We start from the raw sequence: 17,906 nt of genomic DNA, 5'->3' as shown, positions 1-17,906 counted from the left end.
GGCTTCACCGCTGGCACCTCCACCGAGGGCGTGGAGCGGGGAACCAGGGATTCCGACGACGACCCCATGATCGGGGGCGGCAGCCGCTGACCCGCACGGGGGGGGGGGGCGGGGCCGGGCCCCCCCCCCCCCCCCCCCCCCCGGTGAGTCGCTGGAACGGCCCCGTCCAGAGGCTCACCCCGAGCGCGCGAGGGGTGAGGAGGACGGGGTCCTGCTACACGCCGCGGAAGCGGTTGATCGCGTCGATGTGCTTCTCGCGCTTCTCGGCGTCCTTGACCCCCAGGCCCTCCTGGGGGGAGAGGGTCAGGACGCCGACCTTGCCCTGGTGGGCGTTGCGGTGGACGTCGAGGGCGGCCTGGCCGACCTCCTCCATCGGGTAGACCTTCGACAGGGTCGGGTGGATGAGGCCCTTGTCGATGAGGCGGTTGGCCTCCCACGCCTCCTTGTAGTTGGCGAAGTGCGAGCTCAGGATCTTCTTGAGGTTCATCCACAGGTACCGGTTGTCGTACTGGTGCAGGTAACCGGTGGTGGAGGCGCAGGTGATGATCGTCCCGCCCTTCTTGGCGACGTAGACGCTCGCGCCGAAGGTCTCCCGGCCGGGGTGCTCGAAGACGATGTCGACGTCCTCGCCGCCGGTCAGCTCGCGGATCCGCTTCCCGAAGCGCTGCCACTCCTTCGGGTCCTGGGTCTCCTCGTCCTTCCAGAACTTGTAGCCCTCCGCGGACCGGTCGATGACCAGCTCGGCGCCCATCTTGCGGACGATCTCGGCCTTCTCCGGGCTGCTGACCACGCACACGGGGATCGCGCCGCCGTTGAGGGCCATCTGCGTGGCGTAGGAGCCCAGGCCCCCGGACGCGCCCCAGATCAGGACGGTGTCGCCCTGCTTCATGTTGGCGCCGTTCTTGCTGACCAGCTGGCGGTAGGCGGTGGAGTTGACCAGCCCGGGGCTGGCCGCCTCCTCCCACGTGAGGTGGGCCGGCTTGGGCATCAGCTGGTTGCTCTTGACCAGCGCCAGCTCGGCCAGGCCGCCGAAGTTGGTCTCGAAGCCCCAGATCCGCTGCTGCGGGTCCATCATCGTGTCGTCGTGGCCGGCCGGGTCCTCCAGCTCGACCGAGAGGCAGTGCGCGACCACCTCGTCGCCCGGCTTCCACTTGTTCACGCCCGGGCCCACGCGCAGCACGACGCCGGCGAGGTCGGAGCCCACCACGTGGTAGGGCAGGTCGTGCCGCTTGGTGAGCTCGGAGACCCGGCCGTAGCGCTCGAGGAAGCCGAAGGTGGAGACCGGCTCGAAGATCGACGTCCAGACGGTGTTGTAGTTCACCGAGGACGCCATGACGGCCACGATCGCCTCGCCCGGGCCGAGCTCGGGGGTTGGCACTTCGTCCACGTGGAGGGACTTGCGCGGGTCCTTGTCCTTCGTGGCCTGGCCTTCGAACATGTGCTGCTCGTCCTTGCGGACGAGCACGGCGCGGTAGGACTCCGGCACGGCCAGGCCCCCCAGCGCGTCCAGCTGGTCGGCGAGGATGGCGTCCCTGATCTCGTTCACGCGTACTCCCGGGTCATCGGTGGCCGTGGTCGGCCGGGCTCGGAGGGCGGTGCGGGTGCGGTGAGGTTACCGGTGGGTAACCGGCAGGACGGGGCGGGTTCAGCGGGCCGGCTCCACGAGCTCGACCAGGACGCCGCCGGCATCCTTCGGGTGGACGAAGTTGACCCGGCTGTCCGACGTCCCGCGCCGGGGGGTGTCGTAGAGCAGTCGCAGGCCGCGCTCGCGCAGCGTCGCGCTCACCGCCTCGACGTCGTCGACCCGGAAGGCCAGCTGCTGCAGACCGGGACCGGAGCGGCCGATGAACTTCGCGATGGTGGACTCCGGCGTCAGCGGCGCCAGCAGCTGGATGCGGGTCTCCCCGGTGCCGACGGCGAGCATGGCCTCGCGGACGCCCTGCTCCTCGTTGGTCTCCTCGTGCACCGAGTGCACGCCGAAGGTCCGGGCGTAGAAGGCGATCGCCTCGTCCAGGTCGGGGACGGCGATGCCCACGTGGTCGATGGTCGTCAGCAGGCCCTCGGGCAGGCCGGGGCGGGCGGCGTCGTTGCTCACGCGAGGCATCCTGCCGTCAAGACGTCTGAGACGACAGGTCGTTGTGGTGGGCCTCACTCCCCGGGCGTGACGGCGGCCACGAAATCCGCCCTGCCGCGCGTCGGATGCCCGTCCTATCCTTCCCGGAAGGCCCGACGCCGCGCCGGTAACGCCGTCGCGGTGCGTCCCGACAACGAGGTCGCCACCGGCGGCGGCCCGCCACTGGAGGCAGCATGTCCCGCTCGGTCATCGTCAGCGGCGCCCGTACCCCGATGGGCCGGCTCCTCGGCTCGCTCAAGGACTTCTCGGCGGCCGACCTCGGCGGCATCGCCATCAAGGCCGCGCTCGAGCGGGCCGGCATCTCCGGCGGCCAGGTCGACTACGTGATCATGGGTCAGGTCATCCAGGCCGGCGCCGGCCAGAACCCCGCCCGCCCGGCCGCGGTGGCCGGTGGCATCCCGATGTCGGTGCCCTCGCTGACCATCAACAAGGTCTGCCTCTCCGGCATGAACGCCATCGCGCTGGCCGACCAGCTCATCCGCGCCGGCGAGTACGACGTCGTCGTCGCCGGGGGCATGGAGTCGATGACCCAGGCGCCGCACCTGCTGGCCAGCTCGCGGACCGGCACGAAGTACGGCGACACGAAGCTCATCGACGCGATGGCCCACGACGGGCTGTCGGACACCTTCGACCAGGTGGCCATGGGGGCGCTCACCGAGCAGGCCAACAGCCGCTACGACCTGACCCGCGAGGAGCAGGACGAGTTCGCCGCGGCCAGCCACCAGAAGGCCGCGCGCGCCGCCAAGGACGGGATCTTCGACGAGGAGATCACCCCCGTCCTCATCCCGCAGCGCAAGGGCGACCCGGTCGAGTTCCGCGAGGACGAGGGGATCCGCCCCGACACGACCGCCGAGAGCCTCTCGAAGCTCAAGCCGGCCTTCGCCAAGGACGGCACGATCACCGCCGGCACCGCCTCGCAGATCTCCGACGGCGCCTGTGCCGTCGTGGTCATGAGCGCCGAGAAGGCCGCCGAGCTCGGGTGCACCGTGCTCGCCGAGATCGGCGCGCACGGCGTCGTCGCCGGCCCGGACGCCACCCTGCAGAGCCAGCCGTCCCGGGCGATCCAGAAGGCCTGCGAGCGCGAGGGCATCGACCCGACGTCGCTCGACCTGGTCGAGCTGAACGAGGCGTTCGCGGCGGTCGGCATCGTCTCCACCCGTGAGCTGGGCATCGACCCGGAGAAGGTGAACCCGAACGGCGGGGCCATCGCCCTCGGGCACCCGATCGGCATGAGCGGCGCTCGTATCGTGCTGGACCTGGCGCTCGAGCTGCGCCGCCGCGGTGGCGGTGTCGGCGCCGCCGCGCTGTGCGGTGGCGGCGGCCAGGGTGACGCGCTGATCCTGCACGTGCCCGCGAAGAGTTGAGCGAGCTCGCGAGCTCGACCGGGGAGCGGAGCACCCCCGGCACGTGGCTGACGAGCGCCAGCGAGGAGGCCGCGTGACGGAGGGGACCGCGGTCCAGCCGGCGGCTCCGGGCGCCCCTCGCGGGCGGCGGAGCCGTCGGGCCGCCGACGTCCCGACGCTGGTGGCGGGGGCCCGCGAGGGCGATGCCCGGTCGGTGGCCCGGTTGATCTCCCTGGTCGAGGACGCGAGCCCGGCGCTGCGCGAGGTGGCGGCGGCGCTCGCCCCGCACACCGGTCACGCCCAGGTCATCGGCCTGACCGGCTCGCCGGGCGTGGGCAAGTCGACGTCGACGACCGCGCTCGTGCGGGCGCTGCGGCAGGCCGGCAAGCGGGTCGGGGTCCTGGCCGTGGACCCGTCGTCGCCCTTCTCCGGCGGAGCCCTGCTCGGCGACCGTGTGCGCATGCAGGACCACGCCGGCGACAGCGGCGTCTTCATCCGGTCCATGGCCTCGCGCGGGCACCTCGGTGGGCTGTCCTGGGCCACGCCGCAGGCCCTGCGCGTGCTGGACGCCGCCGGGTGCGACGTGGTGCTGATCGAGACCGTCGGCGTCGGGCAGTCCGAGCTCGAGATCGCGTCGCTCGCCGACACCACGCTGGTGCTGGTGGCCCCCGGCATGGGCGACGGCATCCAGGCCGCCAAGGCCGGGATCCTCGAGGTCGCCGACGTCTTCGTGGTGAACAAGGCCGACCGGGACGGTGCCGACCAGACCGTGCGCGACCTGCGCTACATGCTCTCGCTCGGCGGCCGGCACTCCGAGGCCGGGCACTGGCGCCCGCCGATCTGCCGCACGGTGGCCGCCCGCGACACCGACAACGGGGTCGAGGAGGTCCTGGCGAGGATCGAGGAGCACCGGCAGTGGCTGGAGTCCTCGGGGGAGGGGCACCGTCGCCGCAGCGAGCGGGCCGCCCGCGAGATCGAGGCGATCGCGCTGGCCACGCTGCGCGAACGGATGGGTGACGTGCGCGGGTCCGCCGCGCTCGGGGCCCTGGCCGACGCGGTCGTCGGCGGCGGGACCGACCCCTACCGCGCCGCCGACGAGCTGCTCGGCCAGCTGTAGGCGCTGACCGGGCAGGGCGCGCCCGGTACGGCCAGGATGGACGGGTGAACGGACTACGGCATTGAACGGCAAGGCGGACGCCGTCGTGGTCGGAGCGGGACCCAACGGGCTGGCGGCGGCGCTCCGCCTCGCGGCTGCCGGCCTGCGGGTGCAGGTCGTCGACGCCGGAGAGCGGCCCGGCGGCGGGATGCGCACCGAGGAGCTCATGCGCCCCGGCTACCACCACGACGTCTGCTCGACCGTCCAGCCGCTGGCCGCCGCCGCGCCCTTCTTCCGCGAGTTCGACCTGCCGGCGCGGGGTGTGCGCCTCGTGCAGCCCCGGATCAACTTCGCCCACCCGCTGGACGGCGGCCGGGCGGCGGTCTCCCACCGCTCCCTGGAGCGGACCGCGGAGGGGCTCGGCGCGGACGCGGCCGCCTACCGTCGCCTGTTCGCGCCGCTGGTGGAGCACGGCGCCGACATCGTCGACTTCTTCCTCACCAGCCGGCTGCGCAGCTTGCCGACGCGCAGCCCGGTGCAGATCGCCAGGTTCGGGCTCACCGGCCTGCCCAACGTGCGCTGGCTGGCGCAGCGGTACTTCGACACCCCGGAGGGGCAGGCCCTCATCGCCGGCGCTGCCGCGCACGGAATGCTCGACCTGCGCCAGCCGCTGACCTCGGCGCTGGGCATGCTGCTGACGATGCTGTCCCACCACGTCGGGTGGCCACTCGTCGAGGGTGGGTCGCAGAAGCTGGCCGATGCCATGGTCACCGCGCTCGAGGAGCAGGGGGGCGAGGTCGTCACCGGGCGCCTGATCACCGACCTGCGCGAGTTCGAGGGCGTGCCGGCGGTCCTGCTCGACACCACGCCGGACGCCTTCGTGTCGATGGCCGGGGACCGGGTGCACGAGGGTTACCGCCGCTGGGTGCAGCGCTACCGGCACGGCGCCGGAGTGTTCAAGATCGACTGGATCCTCTCCGAGCCGGTGCCGTGGGCCAACCCCGACGTACGCAGCGCCGGGACGATCCACGTCGCCGGCACTTTGGCGGAGACGATCGCGGGGGAGCAGGCGCCGAACGAGGGGCGGCTCACCGACCGCCCCTACGTGCTCGCCGTCCAGCCGACCGTGCCCGATCCCAGCCGCGCCCCGGACGGCGGGCACATCTTCTGGGCCTACGTGCACGTGCCGCACGGGTCCGACGTCGACATGACGCAGGCGATCGAGACGCAGATCGAGCGGTTCGCGCCCGGCTTCCGCGACACGGTCGTCGACCGCCACACGAAGAACGCCGTCGCGATGGAGCAGTGGAACCCCACCTACCGGGGCGGGGACATCTCCAACGGCCAGACGACGCTCTGGCAGATGCTGGCCCGCCCGGTCCCGCGCTGGAACACCTACAAGACGCCGGTGCGCGGGGTCTACCTCGCGTCGTCGGCCACCCCGCCCGGTCCCGCCGTTCACGGGGCCTGCGGCGACCAGGCCGCGCGCGTCGCCCTGGCCGAGGTGTTCGGCGTGCGGGAGGTCCCGCCGCTGCGGCCACCGCTGCACTGAGCCGCCCGGCCGTCGTCGAGTGGGCGGGGGGTCGAGCGGCCCGGACCTCACGCGGCGTCGAGGGTCAGTGCACGAGCCGCAGGGCCGCGGCGATGCGGGCGAGCAGCTGGACCGGGTCGGTGAGGTCCTCCGCGGTCACGAGGACGACGGTCCACCCGGCCGCCCTGCAGGGGGCCGCCGGGCAGGAGGGAACAAGGGATCGCCGCTGCATGCGCACCCCGCGGACGGCGGTCAGTTGTCGGCGGCACCGTGGCAGCGTGCCCGGTCGCACCGGAGTGCCGTGGCCCCTTTCCCAGGCACCCCCGGTGTCGACCCGACGTGGTGACGGTCGGGGTCGACACCACGACAGGTCGGCACCGAGCGAGGGTGGCGGCGGGGGAACGTGGCGCAGGTACCGTGCCGCGCATGGTCCGACCGCTGGGGTTGCCGTTCGACCCGATCGAGCGCGCCGGGGAGACGTGGGAGAAGCACTTCGGGCCGTCCTCGGCGATGCGGGCGGCGACGTCGGTCTTCCGGGTCCAGCAGATCCTGCTCGCCCGCTTCGACGAGGTGCTGCGCCCCCTGGAGCTGACGTTCGCCCGGTACGAGGTGCTCGTGCTGCTCACCTTCAGCCGGTCGGGGGAGTTGCCGCTGAAGGTGATCGGCAGCCGGCTGATGGTGCACCCGACGAGCGTCACGAACGCGATCGACCGCCTGGTCGCGGCGGGCTACGTCGACCGCCGCCCCAACCCCGCCGACGGTCGGGGTGTCCTCGCCTCGATCACCGAGCGCGGTCGCGCCGTGGTGGAGGAGGGCACCCGGGCGCTCACCGGCATCGGTTTCGGCCTGGAGGACCTCTCGGTCGACGAGCACGAGATCCTGTTCGCCACGCTGCGCCGGGTCCGGCTGGGCGCCGGCGACGTCGCCGGGTGACCCTCGACACAGGATAGTTGGACGTCCTAGCATCTCGGCATGACCCAGGACGCGCGGCAGCGGTGGCAGCAGCGGTACGACGCGGCACTGGCCGCAGGTCGGGTGCGGGACGCGGACTTCACGACGCTCTCGGGCGTCGAGGTCGACCCGGTGTACGGGCCGGCCGACGAGAGCGCGGTGGAGGGCTTCGAGCGGATCGGTTACCCGGGTGAGTTCCCCTTCACCCGGGGCCTGCACGCCACCGGTTACCGCGGTCGGGCCTGGACCATCCGGCAGTTCGCCGGCTTCGGCAACGCGAAGCAGACGAACGAGCGCTACAAGATGATCCTGGCCGAGGGCGGCGGCGGGCTCTCGGTGGCCTTCGACATGCCCACGCTCATGGGCCGGGACTCGGACGACCCGCGCAGCCTCGGCGAGGTCGGCCACTGCGGCGTCGCCATCGACACCGCCGTGGACATGGACGAGCTCTTCGACGGCATCGACCTCGCGGGGACGACGACGTCGATGACCATCAGCGGCCCCGCCGTCCCGGTCTTCTGCATGTACCTGGTCGCCGCCGAACGCCAGGGCGCCGACATCGGGAAGCTGAACGGCACCCTGCAGACCGACATCTTCAAGGAGTACATCGCGCAGAAGGAGTGGCTCTTCCCGCCCGAGCCGCACCTGCGCCTGATCGGCGACCTGATGGAGTACTGCGCCGAGAAGATCCCGGCGTACAAGCCGATCAGCGTCTCGGGCTACCACATCCGCGAGGCCGGCTCGACCGCCGCGCAGGAGCTGGCCTACACGCTGGCCGACGGCTTCGCCTACGTGGAGCTGGGCCTGTCCCGCGGCCTGGACATCGAGCAGTTCGCGCCCGGCCTCTCGTTCTTCTTCGACGCGCACATCGACTTCTTCGAGGAGATCGCGAAGTTCCGCGCCGCGCGCCGCATCTGGGCCCGCTGGCTGCGCGACGTCTACGGAGCGACGACGGAGAAGGCCCAGCAGCTGCGGTTCCACACCCAGACCGCCGGCGTCTCCCTGACCGCCCAGCAGCCGGACAACAACATCGTCCGGACGGCGGTCGAGGCGCTGTCGGCCGTGCTCGGCGGCACGCAGAGCCTGCACACCAACGCGCTCGACGAGGTGCTCGCCCTGCCCAGCGCCAAGGCAGCGCAGATCGCGCTGCGCACGCAGCAGGTCATCGCCGAGGAGACCGGCGTCATGAACGTCGCCGACCCGCTCGGCGGCTCCTGGTACGTCGAGGCGCTCACCGACGAGATCGAGCGGCAGGCCGAGGAGATCTTCGCCCGCATCCGCGACATGGGCACCGACGGCACGATGACCTCGGGCATCCTGCGGGGCATCGAGGACGGCTGGTTCACCGGGGAGATCGCCGAGGCGGCGTTCGTCTACCAGCGGGCGCTGGAGAAGGGCGACAAGAAGGTGGTCGGGGTCAACACCCTGGTCGGCTCGGTCGACGCCCACGACAAGCTGGAGATCCTCCGGGTCAGCCACGAGGTGGAGCGGGACCAGAAGGCCGAGCTCGCCGAGCGCCGGCGGCAGCGGGACGACGACGCCGCGCGGGCGGCCGTCGCCCGCATGGTGGAGGTGGCCCGGACCGAGCAGAACATGGTGCCGGCCATGCTCGACGCGGTCCGCGCCGAGGCCACCCTCGGCGAGATCTGCGACGCGCTCCGCACCGAGTGGGGCGGCTACACCGAGCCCGCGCGGTTCTGACGTACCCGCCCGGCACGATGCCGGGCATGACCGACCACGTGCACCACGCCATCGACTACGTCGAGCTGACCGTCACCGACCTGGAGCGGGCGAAGCGCTTCTACGCCGAGGCGTTCGGCTGGGACTTCACCGACTACGGGCCGGCCTACGCCGGGATCCGCGGCGCGGGCGGCCCGGAGGCCGGCGGCCTGCGGGTCGACGAGCAGCCGCCTCGGCCCGGCGGCCCGCTCGTCCTGCTCTTCTCGGCCGACCTCGACCGCACGGTCGCCGCCGTGGCGGCCGCCGGCGGTCGGGTGACCGAGGGCCCCTACCCGTTCCCCGGCGGTCGGCGGTTCCACTTCGCGGACCCGGACGGCAACGAGCTGGGTGTCTGGTCGGAGGCCTGACCGGGGCCGCTCGATGCGCCACGGGGGGCGCGGGTAGCACGAGCAGGGGCGGCCGGTAGGACCGGCGTGCGCGGGGTGGGATGATCGAGGTCATGCAGCCGACCCGTCCCGGACGCCCCGACCCGCGCGCGCAGGCACAGCAGGCCCAGATGGCCGCCGCCATGGCCGGCGCCGTCGACCTCGCCGCCGTCAAGGCCCGCTCGGAGGCCGCAGCACGCGCCCAGACCGCCCCGCCGCCCAGCGCCTCCGCGCCGGCGGGCGCGGCGGGCGGCGCCGTCGTCGACGTCACCGAGGCCACGTTCCAGGCCGAGGTGCTGGACCGTTCGTTCCAGGTGCCGGTGGTGCTCGACCTGTGGGCCGAGTGGTGCGGTCCGTGCAAGCAGCTCTCCCCGGTGCTTGAGCGGCTGGCCGTCGAGGGCGGCGGCTCCTGGGTGCTGGCGAAGGTCGACGTCGAGGCCAACCCGGCGCTGGCCCAGGGGCTGCGCGTCCAGGGCATCCCCGCCGTCAAGGCGGTGTGGCAGGGGCAGCTGGTCGCCGAGTTCACCGGGGCCATCCCCGAGGAGCAGGCCCGCCAGTTCGTCACCGAGCTGGTGCAGGCCACCACCGGCGGCGCGGTCCCCGGCGCCCAGCCCCAGGAGGTGGAGGATCCGCGGCTGGACGCCGCCGAGGCCGCGCTCGAGCGTGGTGACCTCGCCGCGGCCGAGGCCGCCTACGAGGCGATCCTCGCCGAGGAGCCCGACCACCCCGACGCGAGCATCGCCCTGCGCCAGGTGCGGCTGTTCCGCCGGGCGGAGGAGGCGGGGCCGGAGGCGCTGGCCGCCGCGGACGCCGCGCCCGACGACGTCGCCGCGCAGACACGGGCCGCGGACTTCCTGCTGGGCACCGGCGACATCGAGGCCGCCTTCGACCGGCTGCTCGACGTCGTCCGCCGCACCGGGGGCGAGGACCGCGACCAGGCGCGCAAGCACCTGGTGGAGCTCTTCTCGGTCGTCGGCGACCACGACCCGCGCGTCGCCGCGGCCCGCCGTCAGCTCACCGCCGCGCTGTTCTGAGCCGGCCCGCTCCTCTTCCCGCGCGCATGCGAGCGGGGAGAGGAGCGGGCCTTCACCGGATGTCGCAGGCCTCGCCGCCGTCGAGGAAGCCGCTGCGGAAGGCGCCGACCAGCTCGAAGCCCGAGGCGTCGGTGTCGGGGAACACCTGCTCGTCGACGCCGTAGCGCAGCAGGAACTGCACGGCCTCGTCGAGGTCGCCCGGGCTGATCTCGGCCTCGACCACGTCGACGAACTCGGCGTTGTACCACTGCGCCTGATACCAGCCGGTGAGGCAGACCGCCGACCGGGTCGCCTCGCCGTCGTCCACCGACAGGCCGGCCTGGTCGCGCACCGCGAGCGCGTAGGGGAGGGCCATGGCCGTGGCCAGCGCGAAGTCGCCGATCTCGTCGTAGGCCGGTACCGCGAGGTCGGTCTCGTCGATGTAGACGGTCAGCTCGTCGGGGCAGTAGCCCAGATCCCGGCCGTCGAGCCCGTCGCAGGCCGGGGCGCTGCCGTCGAACCCGGCGATCTCGGGTTCCTCGAACCGACCGCCGAAGGCCGCGGGGAAGACGTCGCCCCAGAAGGCGGGCAGGGTGGCGCCCACCCAGTCGACGATGTCGGCGAAGTAGGCGTTCCCCTGGTTGAGGTCGGTCGGAGTGAACTCCGCGGCGGTGAACAGCCGGTCCTCGCCGAACGCGTCGCGGCAGGTGCCCAGACCGCTCTCGAAGCCGTCGTAGAAGGCCGAGACGCGGTCGAAGTAAGAGCCGTGCGCCTCGACGTCGTCCGGGTCGCTGCCCACGTCGTCACGGAGCAGGAGGAACCCCCGGACGACGTCGTCGAGCTCCGGCTCGCGCAGGGACACGTGCGCGGCCTCCCCGTCGGCGACCCAGCGGGTCCAGGCGCCGGCGAGGCAGTCGGCCTGGGTTTCGTCCTGGATGCTGCGCCCGGACTCGGCGAAGCCGAACCGGCCCTGCATGGCGTGCCCGGACTCGTGCGCCATGATCACCGGCACGAGGAAGCGTCCGTAGTCGTCGGAGAGCTCCTCCAGCAGCGCCCGGTCGTAGGCGATGACGTCGCAGGCCGGGTCGTAGAACGCGTTGCCGGCCACGTCCTCCGGCGCGGTGGGGGAGCCCGCGCAGCCGATCCCGGTCTCGGGGTAGGCGTTCCCGTCCAGGTCCTCGGAGTCCACGGAGAAGTAGCCCTCCAGCGGGGTGTACTCCTCCCCGAAGTACTCGGGGTAGGCCTGTGTCCAGAAGGTCTCGAGGTCGGCCAGGGCGTTGCGGGCGAACTGGTCGATCGGCTCGTCGCTCACGCCGGTGATCGGGAACTGCTCGGCCGGCACATCGGTCGGCGCCCCGTCGGGGGGAGTGGCCTCCCCGCGGACCGTGCCGGTGGCGCAGCCGGAGAGCACCAGTCCCGCGGCCACCAGGGGGGCCACCCGGCGCAGCAGCTCTCTCATCCGGTGGGGCTCCTCCAGGCGGTGCGGGGCGCGCGTCCGGGAGGTCGCGCGCCGCACAGCATGCCCGGTGGCGCAGGACCCGGCCACCACCCGGCAGCGCCGGAGCGGCGCGGCCGGGTGGTGGAACGCTGGATCAGCCCTCGTGCAGGAACCAGACGGTGCCCAGCGGCGGTGCCGAGATCGTCGCCGAGTACGGCTGGCCGTGCCAGGGCTCCGCCTCGGCCTCGATCCCGCCGTAGTTGCCGACGCCGGAGCCGCCGTAGCCCTCGGCGTCGGTGTTGAGCACCTCGCGCCAGTGCCCGGGGCGGGGCAGCCCGATGCGGTACTCGTGGTGCGGGGCGCCGGAGAAGTTGACGACGCAGGCCAGCGCGGAGCCCGCGACCGTCTCCTCGGCGGTGCCCTCTTCGCTGCCCTCCGCGGGGTCCGCCGCGGCTCCGGCTCCCTGCGGGGCGGCCCCGTAGCGCAGGAAGGACAGCACGTTGCCCGAGGCGTCGTTGGCGTCGATCCACTGGAAGCCGGCCGGGTCGACGTCCAGCGACCAGAGGGCGTCGAGCTCCTTGTACCGGCCGTTGAGGTCGGTGACCAGCTGGAGGATGCCGCGGTGCGCGGGGTCGTCGAGGTGCCACCAGTCCAGCGAGCGGCTCTCCGCCCACTCGGAGTCCTGGGCGAACTCCGATCCCATGAACAGCAGCTGCTTGCCGGGGTGGGCCCACATGTAGGCCAGGTAGGCGCGCAGGTTGGCCAGCTGCTGCCACCGGTCCCCTGGCATCTTCCGCAGCATGGAGCCCTTGCCGTACACGACCTCGTCGTGGCTGATCGGCAGCACGTAGTTCTCGCTGTACGCGTAGTGCATCGAGAACGTCAGCTGGCCGTGGTGGTAGCTGCGGTAGACCGGCTCCCGCTCGACGTAGGCGAGCGAGTCGTGCATCCAGCCCATGTTCCACTTGAAGCCGAAACCCAGCCCGCCCAGGTGGGTCGGCCGGGTGACGCCGGGCCAGGCGGTCGACTCCTCGGCGATCGTCATGACGCCGGGGACCTCGCGGTAGACGGTCGCGTTGAACTCCTGGAGGAAGGCCACCGCCTCCAGGTTCTCCCGGCCGCCGTACTTGTTGGGCTCCCACTCGCTGCGGGAGTAGTCCAGGTAGAGCATCGAGGCGACCGCATCGACGCGGATGCCGTCGATGTGGAACTCCTTGCACCAGTACAGCGCGTTCGCGACCAGGAAGTTGCGGACCTCCGACCGGCCGAAGTCGAAGACGTAGGTGCCCCAGTCCAACTGCTCGCCCCGGCGCGGGTCACCGTGCTCGTAGAGCGGCGTCCCGTCGAAGCGGGCCAGCGCCCACTCGTCCTTGGGGAAGTGGGCGGGCACCCAGTCGACGATGATCCCGATACCGGCCTGGTGTGCCCGGTCGATCAGGTACCGCAGGTCGTCCGGGGTGCCGAAACGGGAGGTGGGCGCGTAGTAGGAGGTGACCTGGTAGCCCCAGGAGCCGCCGAAGGGGTGCTCGGCCAGCGGCATGAACTCGATGTGGGTGAAGCCGGCCTCTCGGACGTAGTCGACCAGTTCGTCGGCCATCTCGCGGTAGGACAGCCCCTCGCGCCACGAGCCGGCGTGGACCTCGTAGACGCTCATCGGGCGCTGGTGCCACCCGGCCTCGGCGCGCTCGGTCAGCCAGGCGTCGTCGCGCCACTCGTAGGTGGACTCCGTCACCACGGACGCGTTCAGGGGCGGCACCTCGGTGGCGAACGCGAGCGGGTCGGACTTCTCGCGCCAGGTCCCGTCGGCACCCAGGACGTGGTAGCGGTAGCGGGTGCCGACCTGCACCCCGGGGATGAAGATCTCCCAGACACCGGAGGACCCGAGCACCCGCATCGGGTAGGCGCGGGCCTCCCAGTAGTCGAAGTCGCCGGTGACCTTCACGCCGCGCGCGCTGGGCGCCCAGACGGCGAAGGAGACGCCCTCGACCGTGCCGCGCGGCGTCTCGTACCGCCGGACGTGCGCGCCGAGCACCTCCCACAGCCGCTCGTGGCGCCCCTCGCGGATCAGGTGCTCGTCGACCGGTCCGAGCGTGGGCAGCCAGCGGAAGGGGTCGTCGACCGTGTGCGTGGTCGTGCCGCCCTGCCCGTCCCCGTAGACCACCTCGATCCGGTAGTCCCCGGGCTGGCGGGGGAGGCGCGCCGCGTGGATGCCCCCGTCGTGCAGGCGCTCGGCCTCGTACCGGCTGCCGTCCTCGTCGAGAACGGCGACGCTGACCGCATCGGGCCGCAGCGTGCGCACCGCCCAGCCCTCGGCCGTGCGGTGCGCGCCGAGGATGCGGTGCGGGTCGTGCGACCAGCCTTCGACGATCGCCCGGAGGTCCTCCTCGCCGAACTCCTCGATCCCGCTGTCCTCGGCGGCGCCGGCGGTCGTACCGCCGGCGGGGGACGGAGCGCCGGCCGGCAGGACCGGCGCAGCCGGCTCCGCCGAGCCCCCGGTGGCCGCCCGGTCCTCGGTCGGCGCTTGCGGGGTGTCGGGCTGGGCCGGGTCGGGGTCGGGGGCTTCCGGCTGCCCGGCCGGGGCGCCGCTGGGGGAGCCGGGCTCGGCGACGGGGGCGGGGGCCACCACCGGGTTGGCGGTGATCTCGGTGTCCTCGCTGCCGGGCTCCGGCGTGGCCTCGGTGGCCGTGGGCGCGGCGGCGACCTTCTTCGCCGTCGCCCGCTTGGTTGCCGTCGCCCTCGTGGTGGGCGTCGCCGCGTCGGCGGCGGCCGCCTTCTTGGCCGGGGTCGCCTTCTTGGCCGGCGCCGCCTTCTTCGCGGCCGGGGCCTTCTTCGCGGGCGCCTTCTCGGCGGGGGTGGCCTTCTCGGCGGGCGCCTTCTTCGCCGCGGCGCGGCGGGTCGTCTTCTTCGCCGGTTCGGCGTTCACGACCGGGCCGCCGGCAGCTGCCTCGGCCTCGGCCACCTTCCGGTCCACGGCGCGCTGCAGATCGTCCTTGTCGGCCACGTGGCTCTCGCCTCGGTCGTCGGTCGTCATCGTCTCGCCGTCCTCGTCCGTTCTCGGTGCTCTGGTCCGTCGGTTCGGGAGCTCAGTCGCGGCCGGCGAGCCGGGCGATCGACTGGAGCGGGATCATCAGCCAGTGCGGACGGTTCCTCGCCTCGTAGACGCATTCGTAAACCGCCTTGTCGGCCTCGAACGCCCGAAGGAGTGGTGACTCCCCGCACGGGTCCAGGCCGCTGGCCTCGGAGTAGCCGGCGCAGAAGGCGGCCCGGTTCCGTGCCGCCCACTCCTGGGCGCGGTACTCGCGCTGCGGGTCCTCCGGCTGCTCGACGAGCAGGTGCCGGGCCGCGTAGTCGAAGCTGCGCAGCATGCCGGCGACGTCGCGCAGCGGGCTGTCGAGCTCCCGGCGGGACACGAGCGGGCGGGCCGGCTCACCCTCGAAGTCGAGGATGATCCAGCCGGTGGCGGTGCGCAGCACCTGGCCCAGGTGGAGGTCGCCGTGCACCCGCTGGCGGACGACCTGCTCGCCGCTCTCGGCGACGGCGGCGTAGACCTGGCGCAGCGCGTCCGCGTGCTCCTCCAGCTGCGGCACGATCTCGATCGCGGCGTCGAGCCGCTCGGACATCTGCCGGGCCACGGTCGGGTACCAGTCCGGCGCGGCCTCCTCCGTGGGGAGGACCGCAGCCATGTCGGCGTGCACCGAGGCGGTCGCCGCACCCAGCCGCTCGCTGTCGGCCGCGAAGTCCCCACCCACCTCGTCGGCGTGCAGGTCACCCTCGGCGTACAGGTCGCGGACGCTCGCGGTCGCCAGCCGCCAGCCGTCGCTGGCGTTGGGCACGAACGTCTGGAGCATGGCCACGGTGGCCGGTTCGCCGCCCGCCGGGTCGTCGATCTCCACGTGACCCAGCAGCGGGGCGATGTGCTCGTTGTCGGTCCGGCGCAGGGCGCCGTGGATCTCGACGTCGGGGTTGAGCCCGGGCTCCAGCCGCCGGAAGAGCTTGAGGATCGCCTCCTGGCCGTACACCAGCGAGGTGTTGCTCTGCTCGGTCGAGACGATGTCGCCCGGCAGGCCAGCGGGGATGTCGCCCTCGCCGGCGGGGGAGAAGTTCATCGGGCCCACCGAGGAGCCGTTGGCCAGGTGGATCAGCCACGGCGCGGTGGCCTCCCGATCGCGCATCGCGTCGTAGGCGTAGGTCTCCTGCCCCTCGCCCACGACCGCGCCGATGTAGGCCGCTCCCAGCTCCTCGGCCTGCTGGTCGCGCCAGGAGATCGGCACCAGGTAGGTGTCGCGGGCGCCGTCGGTGTACTCGATCCGCACCCGGTGCACCGACAGCACCGGGTTGCCGCGGTCGAGGAAGAAGCCGTCCTCGGTGACCCCGGCCCACTCGCGGCCCTTGCCGCCGAACCACCGCTGCTGCGGGATCCACTCGCGGAACAGGTCGATCAGTGCGCTCATCGGGCATCTCCGGACTCGTCGGACGGCTCGTCGGCGGCGCTCACCACGCCCGCGGCCAGCAGGGAGTCGGCCACGGCGCTGGAGGTGGCGCTGGCCCAGTCCTCGTGCTCGTCGGCGGCGGGCTCGGTCGGCTTGGAGAGCTCGAACCAGTAGAAGCCGTGGCCGGCGAGGGTGAGCATGTACGGCAGGACGCCGATCTGCGGGAACTCCACCCGCCCGGTGAGCTCGATCGGCGTGTAGCCCTCGAAGCGGCGCAGGTCCAGCTCGACCGGCTGCGGGAAGCGCGACAGGTTGTTGACGCAGAGCACGACGTCGTCGCCGAACTCGCGCACGAACGAGAGCACCGTGGGGTTGCGCGAGCCGATCTCGGCGTAGCTGCCCAGCCCGAAGGTGGGGTGCTGGCCGCGGACCTGGATCATCCGCCGGACCCACTGCAGCAGCGAGTTGGTGTTGCGCAGCTGGGCCTCGACGTTGGTGACCTGGTAGCCGTACACCGGGTCGGCGTTGAGCGGCAGGTACATGCGCTGGGGGTCGGCGGTGGAGAACCCGCCGTTGCGGTCCGGGGTCCACTGCATCGGCGTCCGGACGCCGTCGCGGTCACCGAGCCAGATGTTGTCGCCCATGCCGATCTCGTCCCCGTAGTAGAGGACCGGGGAGCCCGGCAGGCTCAGCAGGAGCGCGTTGAACAGCTCGAGGGTGTTGATGTCGTTGTCCAGCAGCGGGGCCAGCCGCCGGCGGATGCCGATGTTGGCCTTCATGCGGGGGTCCTTGGCGTACTCGTCCCACATGTAGTCGCGTTCCTCGTCGGTGACCATCTCGAGGGTCAGCTCGTCGTGGTTGCGGAGGAAGACGCCCCACTGGCAGTTGTCCGGGATGTCCGGCGTCTGCGCCATGATCTCCGAGATGGGGAAGCGCTGCTCCCGGCGCACCGCCATGAACAGGCGCGGCATGACGGGGAAGTGGAACGCCATCTGGCACTCGTCGCCGTTCTCGCCGAAGTACTCGACGACGTCGGCCGGCCACTGGTTGGCCTCGCACAGCAGCACCGTGTCCGGGTAGTTGGCGTCGACGACCTTGCGCACCTCCTTGAGGAACTCGTGGGTGCGCGGGAGGTTCTCGCAGTTGGTGCCCTCCTCTTCGAAGAGGTAGGGCACGGCGTCGAGCCGGAAGCCGTCGATGCCGAGGTCCAGCCAGAAGCGCAGGGCGTCGATGATCGCCTCCTGCACCTTCGGGTTCTCGAAGTTCAGGTCGGGCTGGTGGGAGAAGAACCGGTGCCAGAAGTACTGCTTGCGCACCGGGTCGAACGTCCAGTTGGAGCTCTCGGTGTCGACGAAGATGATCCGGGCGTCGGCGTAGCCGGTGTCGTCGTCGGCCCAGACGTAGAAGTCGCCGTACGGGCCGTCGGGGTCGCTGCGGCTGGCCTGGAACCACGGGTGCTGGTCCGAGGTGTGGTTCATGACGAAGTCGATGATCACGCGCATGCCCCGGGCGTGGGCCTCGTCGAGGAACTCCTTGAAGTCCTCGATGGTGCCGAACTCGGGCAGCACCGCCGTGTAGTCGCTGACGTCGTAGCCGCCGTCGCGCAGCGGGGAGGCGAAGAACGGTGGCAGCCACAGGCAGTCGACGCCGAGCCACTGCAGGTAGTCCAGCTTGTCCTTCATGCCGCGCAGGTCGCCGACGCCGTCGGCGTTGCTGTCGGCGAAGCCGCGGACGAGCACCTCGTAGAAGACCGCGCGCTTGTACCACTCGGGGTCGGTGCCCGGCGGCGGGAGCGCGGACCGGTGCGAGGGGGAGTCGGGGACGGGAACGTTCATCGGGAGCGGGTGCCCCTCTCCTGTCGTGCC

14 protein-coding genes are annotated in these 17,906 nt (G+C 72.5%); 7 read left to right on the top strand and 7 right to left on the bottom strand.

Annotated features, from left to right (window positions below):
- Positions 1-214 precede the first annotated feature (214 nt).
- Together ccrA and mce are read right to left on the bottom strand one after the other, a co-directional pair.
- The gene (gene ccrA / locus ACI79Q_RS09980) at positions 215-1,546 is read right to left on the bottom strand and encodes a crotonyl-CoA carboxylase/reductase (RefSeq protein WP_456588902.1); all 1,332 of its coding nucleotides are present in this window, start codon (positions 1,544-1,546) and stop codon (positions 215-217) included.
- 99 nt (positions 1,547-1,645) lie between these two features.
- Positions 1,646-2,104 carry a methylmalonyl-CoA epimerase gene (mce, locus tag ACI79Q_RS09975; RefSeq protein ID WP_456588901.1) on the bottom strand — a complete coding sequence of 153 codons (459 nt, stop codon included), beginning with the start codon at positions 2,102-2,104 and terminating at the stop codon, positions 1,646-1,648.
- Between the two features lie 203 nt (positions 2,105-2,307).
- Between mce and ACI79Q_RS09970 the strand changes: the two genes are divergently transcribed.
- The 3 genes from ACI79Q_RS09970 (at position 2,308) to ACI79Q_RS09960 (ending at position 6,125) form a co-directional block, all read left to right on the top strand.
- Positions 2,308-3,498: an acetyl-CoA C-acetyltransferase gene (locus tag ACI79Q_RS09970; protein WP_456614630.1), complete on the top strand. Its 1,191-nt coding sequence runs from the start codon at positions 2,308-2,310 to the stop codon at positions 3,496-3,498.
- Between the two features lie 73 nt (positions 3,499-3,571).
- Positions 3,572-4,594 (top strand): methylmalonyl Co-A mutase-associated GTPase MeaB, encoded by a 1,023-nt coding sequence (gene meaB, locus ACI79Q_RS09965; protein ID WP_456597957.1) that lies wholly within the window; start codon positions 3,572-3,574, stop codon positions 4,592-4,594.
- 61 nt (positions 4,595-4,655) lie between these two features.
- A complete protein-coding gene (locus tag ACI79Q_RS09960) occupies positions 4,656-6,125 on the top strand; it encodes a phytoene desaturase family protein (RefSeq protein WP_456613444.1) in 1,470 nt (489 codons plus the stop codon).
- A gap of 64 nt (positions 6,126-6,189) precedes the next feature.
- On the opposite strand, the gene ACI79Q_RS09955 is transcribed toward ACI79Q_RS09960, so the two are convergent.
- A complete protein-coding gene (locus tag ACI79Q_RS09955; RefSeq protein ID WP_456588897.1) occupies positions 6,190-6,336 on the bottom strand; it encodes a hypothetical protein in 147 nt (48 codons plus the stop codon).
- A 194-nt stretch (positions 6,337-6,530) separates the two neighbouring features.
- Here ACI79Q_RS09955 and ACI79Q_RS09950 point away from each other — a divergent pair, with 194 nt between their 5' ends.
- The 4 genes from ACI79Q_RS09950 (at position 6,531) to ACI79Q_RS09935 (ending at position 10,194) form a co-directional block, all read left to right on the top strand.
- Positions 6,531-7,037: a MarR family winged helix-turn-helix transcriptional regulator gene (locus tag ACI79Q_RS09950; RefSeq protein ID WP_456588896.1), complete on the top strand. Its 507-nt coding sequence runs from the start codon at positions 6,531-6,533 to the stop codon at positions 7,035-7,037.
- Between the two features lie 39 nt (positions 7,038-7,076).
- On the top strand, positions 7,077-8,756 hold the full coding sequence (locus tag ACI79Q_RS09945; protein ID WP_456588895.1) for an acyl-CoA mutase large subunit family protein: 1,680 nt from the start codon (positions 7,077-7,079) through the stop codon (positions 8,754-8,756).
- A gap of 26 nt (positions 8,757-8,782) precedes the next feature.
- Positions 8,783-9,142, top strand: a complete 360-nt coding sequence (locus ACI79Q_RS09940; RefSeq protein WP_456588894.1) for a VOC family protein — start codon at positions 8,783-8,785, stop codon at positions 9,140-9,142.
- Between the two features lie 92 nt (positions 9,143-9,234).
- Positions 9,235-10,194 carry a tetratricopeptide repeat protein gene (locus ACI79Q_RS09935; protein WP_456614629.1) on the top strand — a complete coding sequence of 320 codons (960 nt, stop codon included), beginning with the start codon at positions 9,235-9,237 and terminating at the stop codon, positions 10,192-10,194.
- Positions 10,195-10,246: 52 nt separating this feature from the next.
- On the opposite strand, the gene ACI79Q_RS09930 is transcribed toward ACI79Q_RS09935, so the two are convergent.
- The 4 genes from ACI79Q_RS09930 to treS form a co-directional block, all read right to left on the bottom strand.
- Positions 10,247-11,632, bottom strand: coding sequence for a neutral zinc metallopeptidase (locus ACI79Q_RS09930; RefSeq protein ID WP_456614628.1), 1,386 nt, complete (start codon positions 11,630-11,632; stop codon positions 10,247-10,249).
- Positions 11,633-11,765: 133 nt separating this feature from the next.
- Positions 11,766-14,642: a 1,4-alpha-glucan branching protein GlgB gene (gene glgB, locus ACI79Q_RS09925; RefSeq protein ID WP_456614627.1), complete on the bottom strand. Its 2,877-nt coding sequence runs from the start codon at positions 14,640-14,642 to the stop codon at positions 11,766-11,768.
- Positions 14,643-14,694: 52 nt separating this feature from the next.
- Positions 14,695-16,062 (bottom strand): maltokinase N-terminal cap-like domain-containing protein, encoded by a 1,368-nt coding sequence (locus ACI79Q_RS09920; RefSeq protein ID WP_456614626.1) that lies wholly within the window; start codon positions 16,060-16,062, stop codon positions 14,695-14,697.
- A complete protein-coding gene (treS, locus tag ACI79Q_RS09915) occupies positions 16,059-17,876 on the bottom strand; it encodes a maltose alpha-D-glucosyltransferase (RefSeq protein WP_456599656.1) in 1,818 nt (605 codons plus the stop codon). The genes ACI79Q_RS09920 and treS overlap by 4 nt, the downstream gene beginning before the upstream one ends.
- Positions 17,877-17,906: the final 30 nt, after the last annotated feature.

Source organism: Blastococcus sp. SYSU DS0828, assembly GCF_054050975.1.
Note: the sequence above shows the minus strand (reverse complement) of the source record. Positions and strands in the feature narration are given on the sequence as shown.

Excerpts from the sequence above, each read along its gene's own strand:
- mce (WP_456588901.1), bottom strand. The coding sequence starts at position 2,104 with ATGCCTCGCGTGAGCAACGACGCCGCCCGCCCCGGCCTGCCCGAGGGC.
- ACI79Q_RS09970 (WP_456614630.1), top strand. The coding sequence starts at position 2,308 with ATGTCCCGCTCGGTCATCGTCAGCGGCGCCCGTACCCCGATGGGCCGG.
- ACI79Q_RS09955 (WP_456588897.1), bottom strand. The coding sequence starts at position 6,336 with ATGCAGCGGCGATCCCTTGTTCCCTCCTGCCCGGCGGCCCCCTGCAGG.
- ACI79Q_RS09950 (WP_456588896.1), top strand. The coding sequence starts at position 6,531 with ATGGTCCGACCGCTGGGGTTGCCGTTCGACCCGATCGAGCGCGCCGGG.
- ACI79Q_RS09945 (WP_456588895.1), top strand. The coding sequence starts at position 7,077 with ATGACCCAGGACGCGCGGCAGCGGTGGCAGCAGCGGTACGACGCGGCA.
- ACI79Q_RS09940 (WP_456588894.1), top strand. The coding sequence starts at position 8,783 with ATGACCGACCACGTGCACCACGCCATCGACTACGTCGAGCTGACCGTC.
- ACI79Q_RS09935 (WP_456614629.1), top strand. The coding sequence starts at position 9,235 with ATGCAGCCGACCCGTCCCGGACGCCCCGACCCGCGCGCGCAGGCACAG.
- ACI79Q_RS09930 (WP_456614628.1), bottom strand. The coding sequence starts at position 11,632 with ATGAGAGAGCTGCTGCGCCGGGTGGCCCCCCTGGTGGCCGCGGGACTG.
- glgB (WP_456614627.1), bottom strand. The coding sequence starts at position 14,642 with ATGACGACCGACGACCGAGGCGAGAGCCACGTGGCCGACAAGGACGAT.
- ACI79Q_RS09920 (WP_456614626.1), bottom strand. The coding sequence starts at position 16,062 with ATGAGCGCACTGATCGACCTGTTCCGCGAGTGGATCCCGCAGCAGCGG.
- treS (WP_456599656.1), bottom strand. The coding sequence starts at position 17,876 with ATGAACGTTCCCGTCCCCGACTCCCCCTCGCACCGGTCCGCGCTCCCG.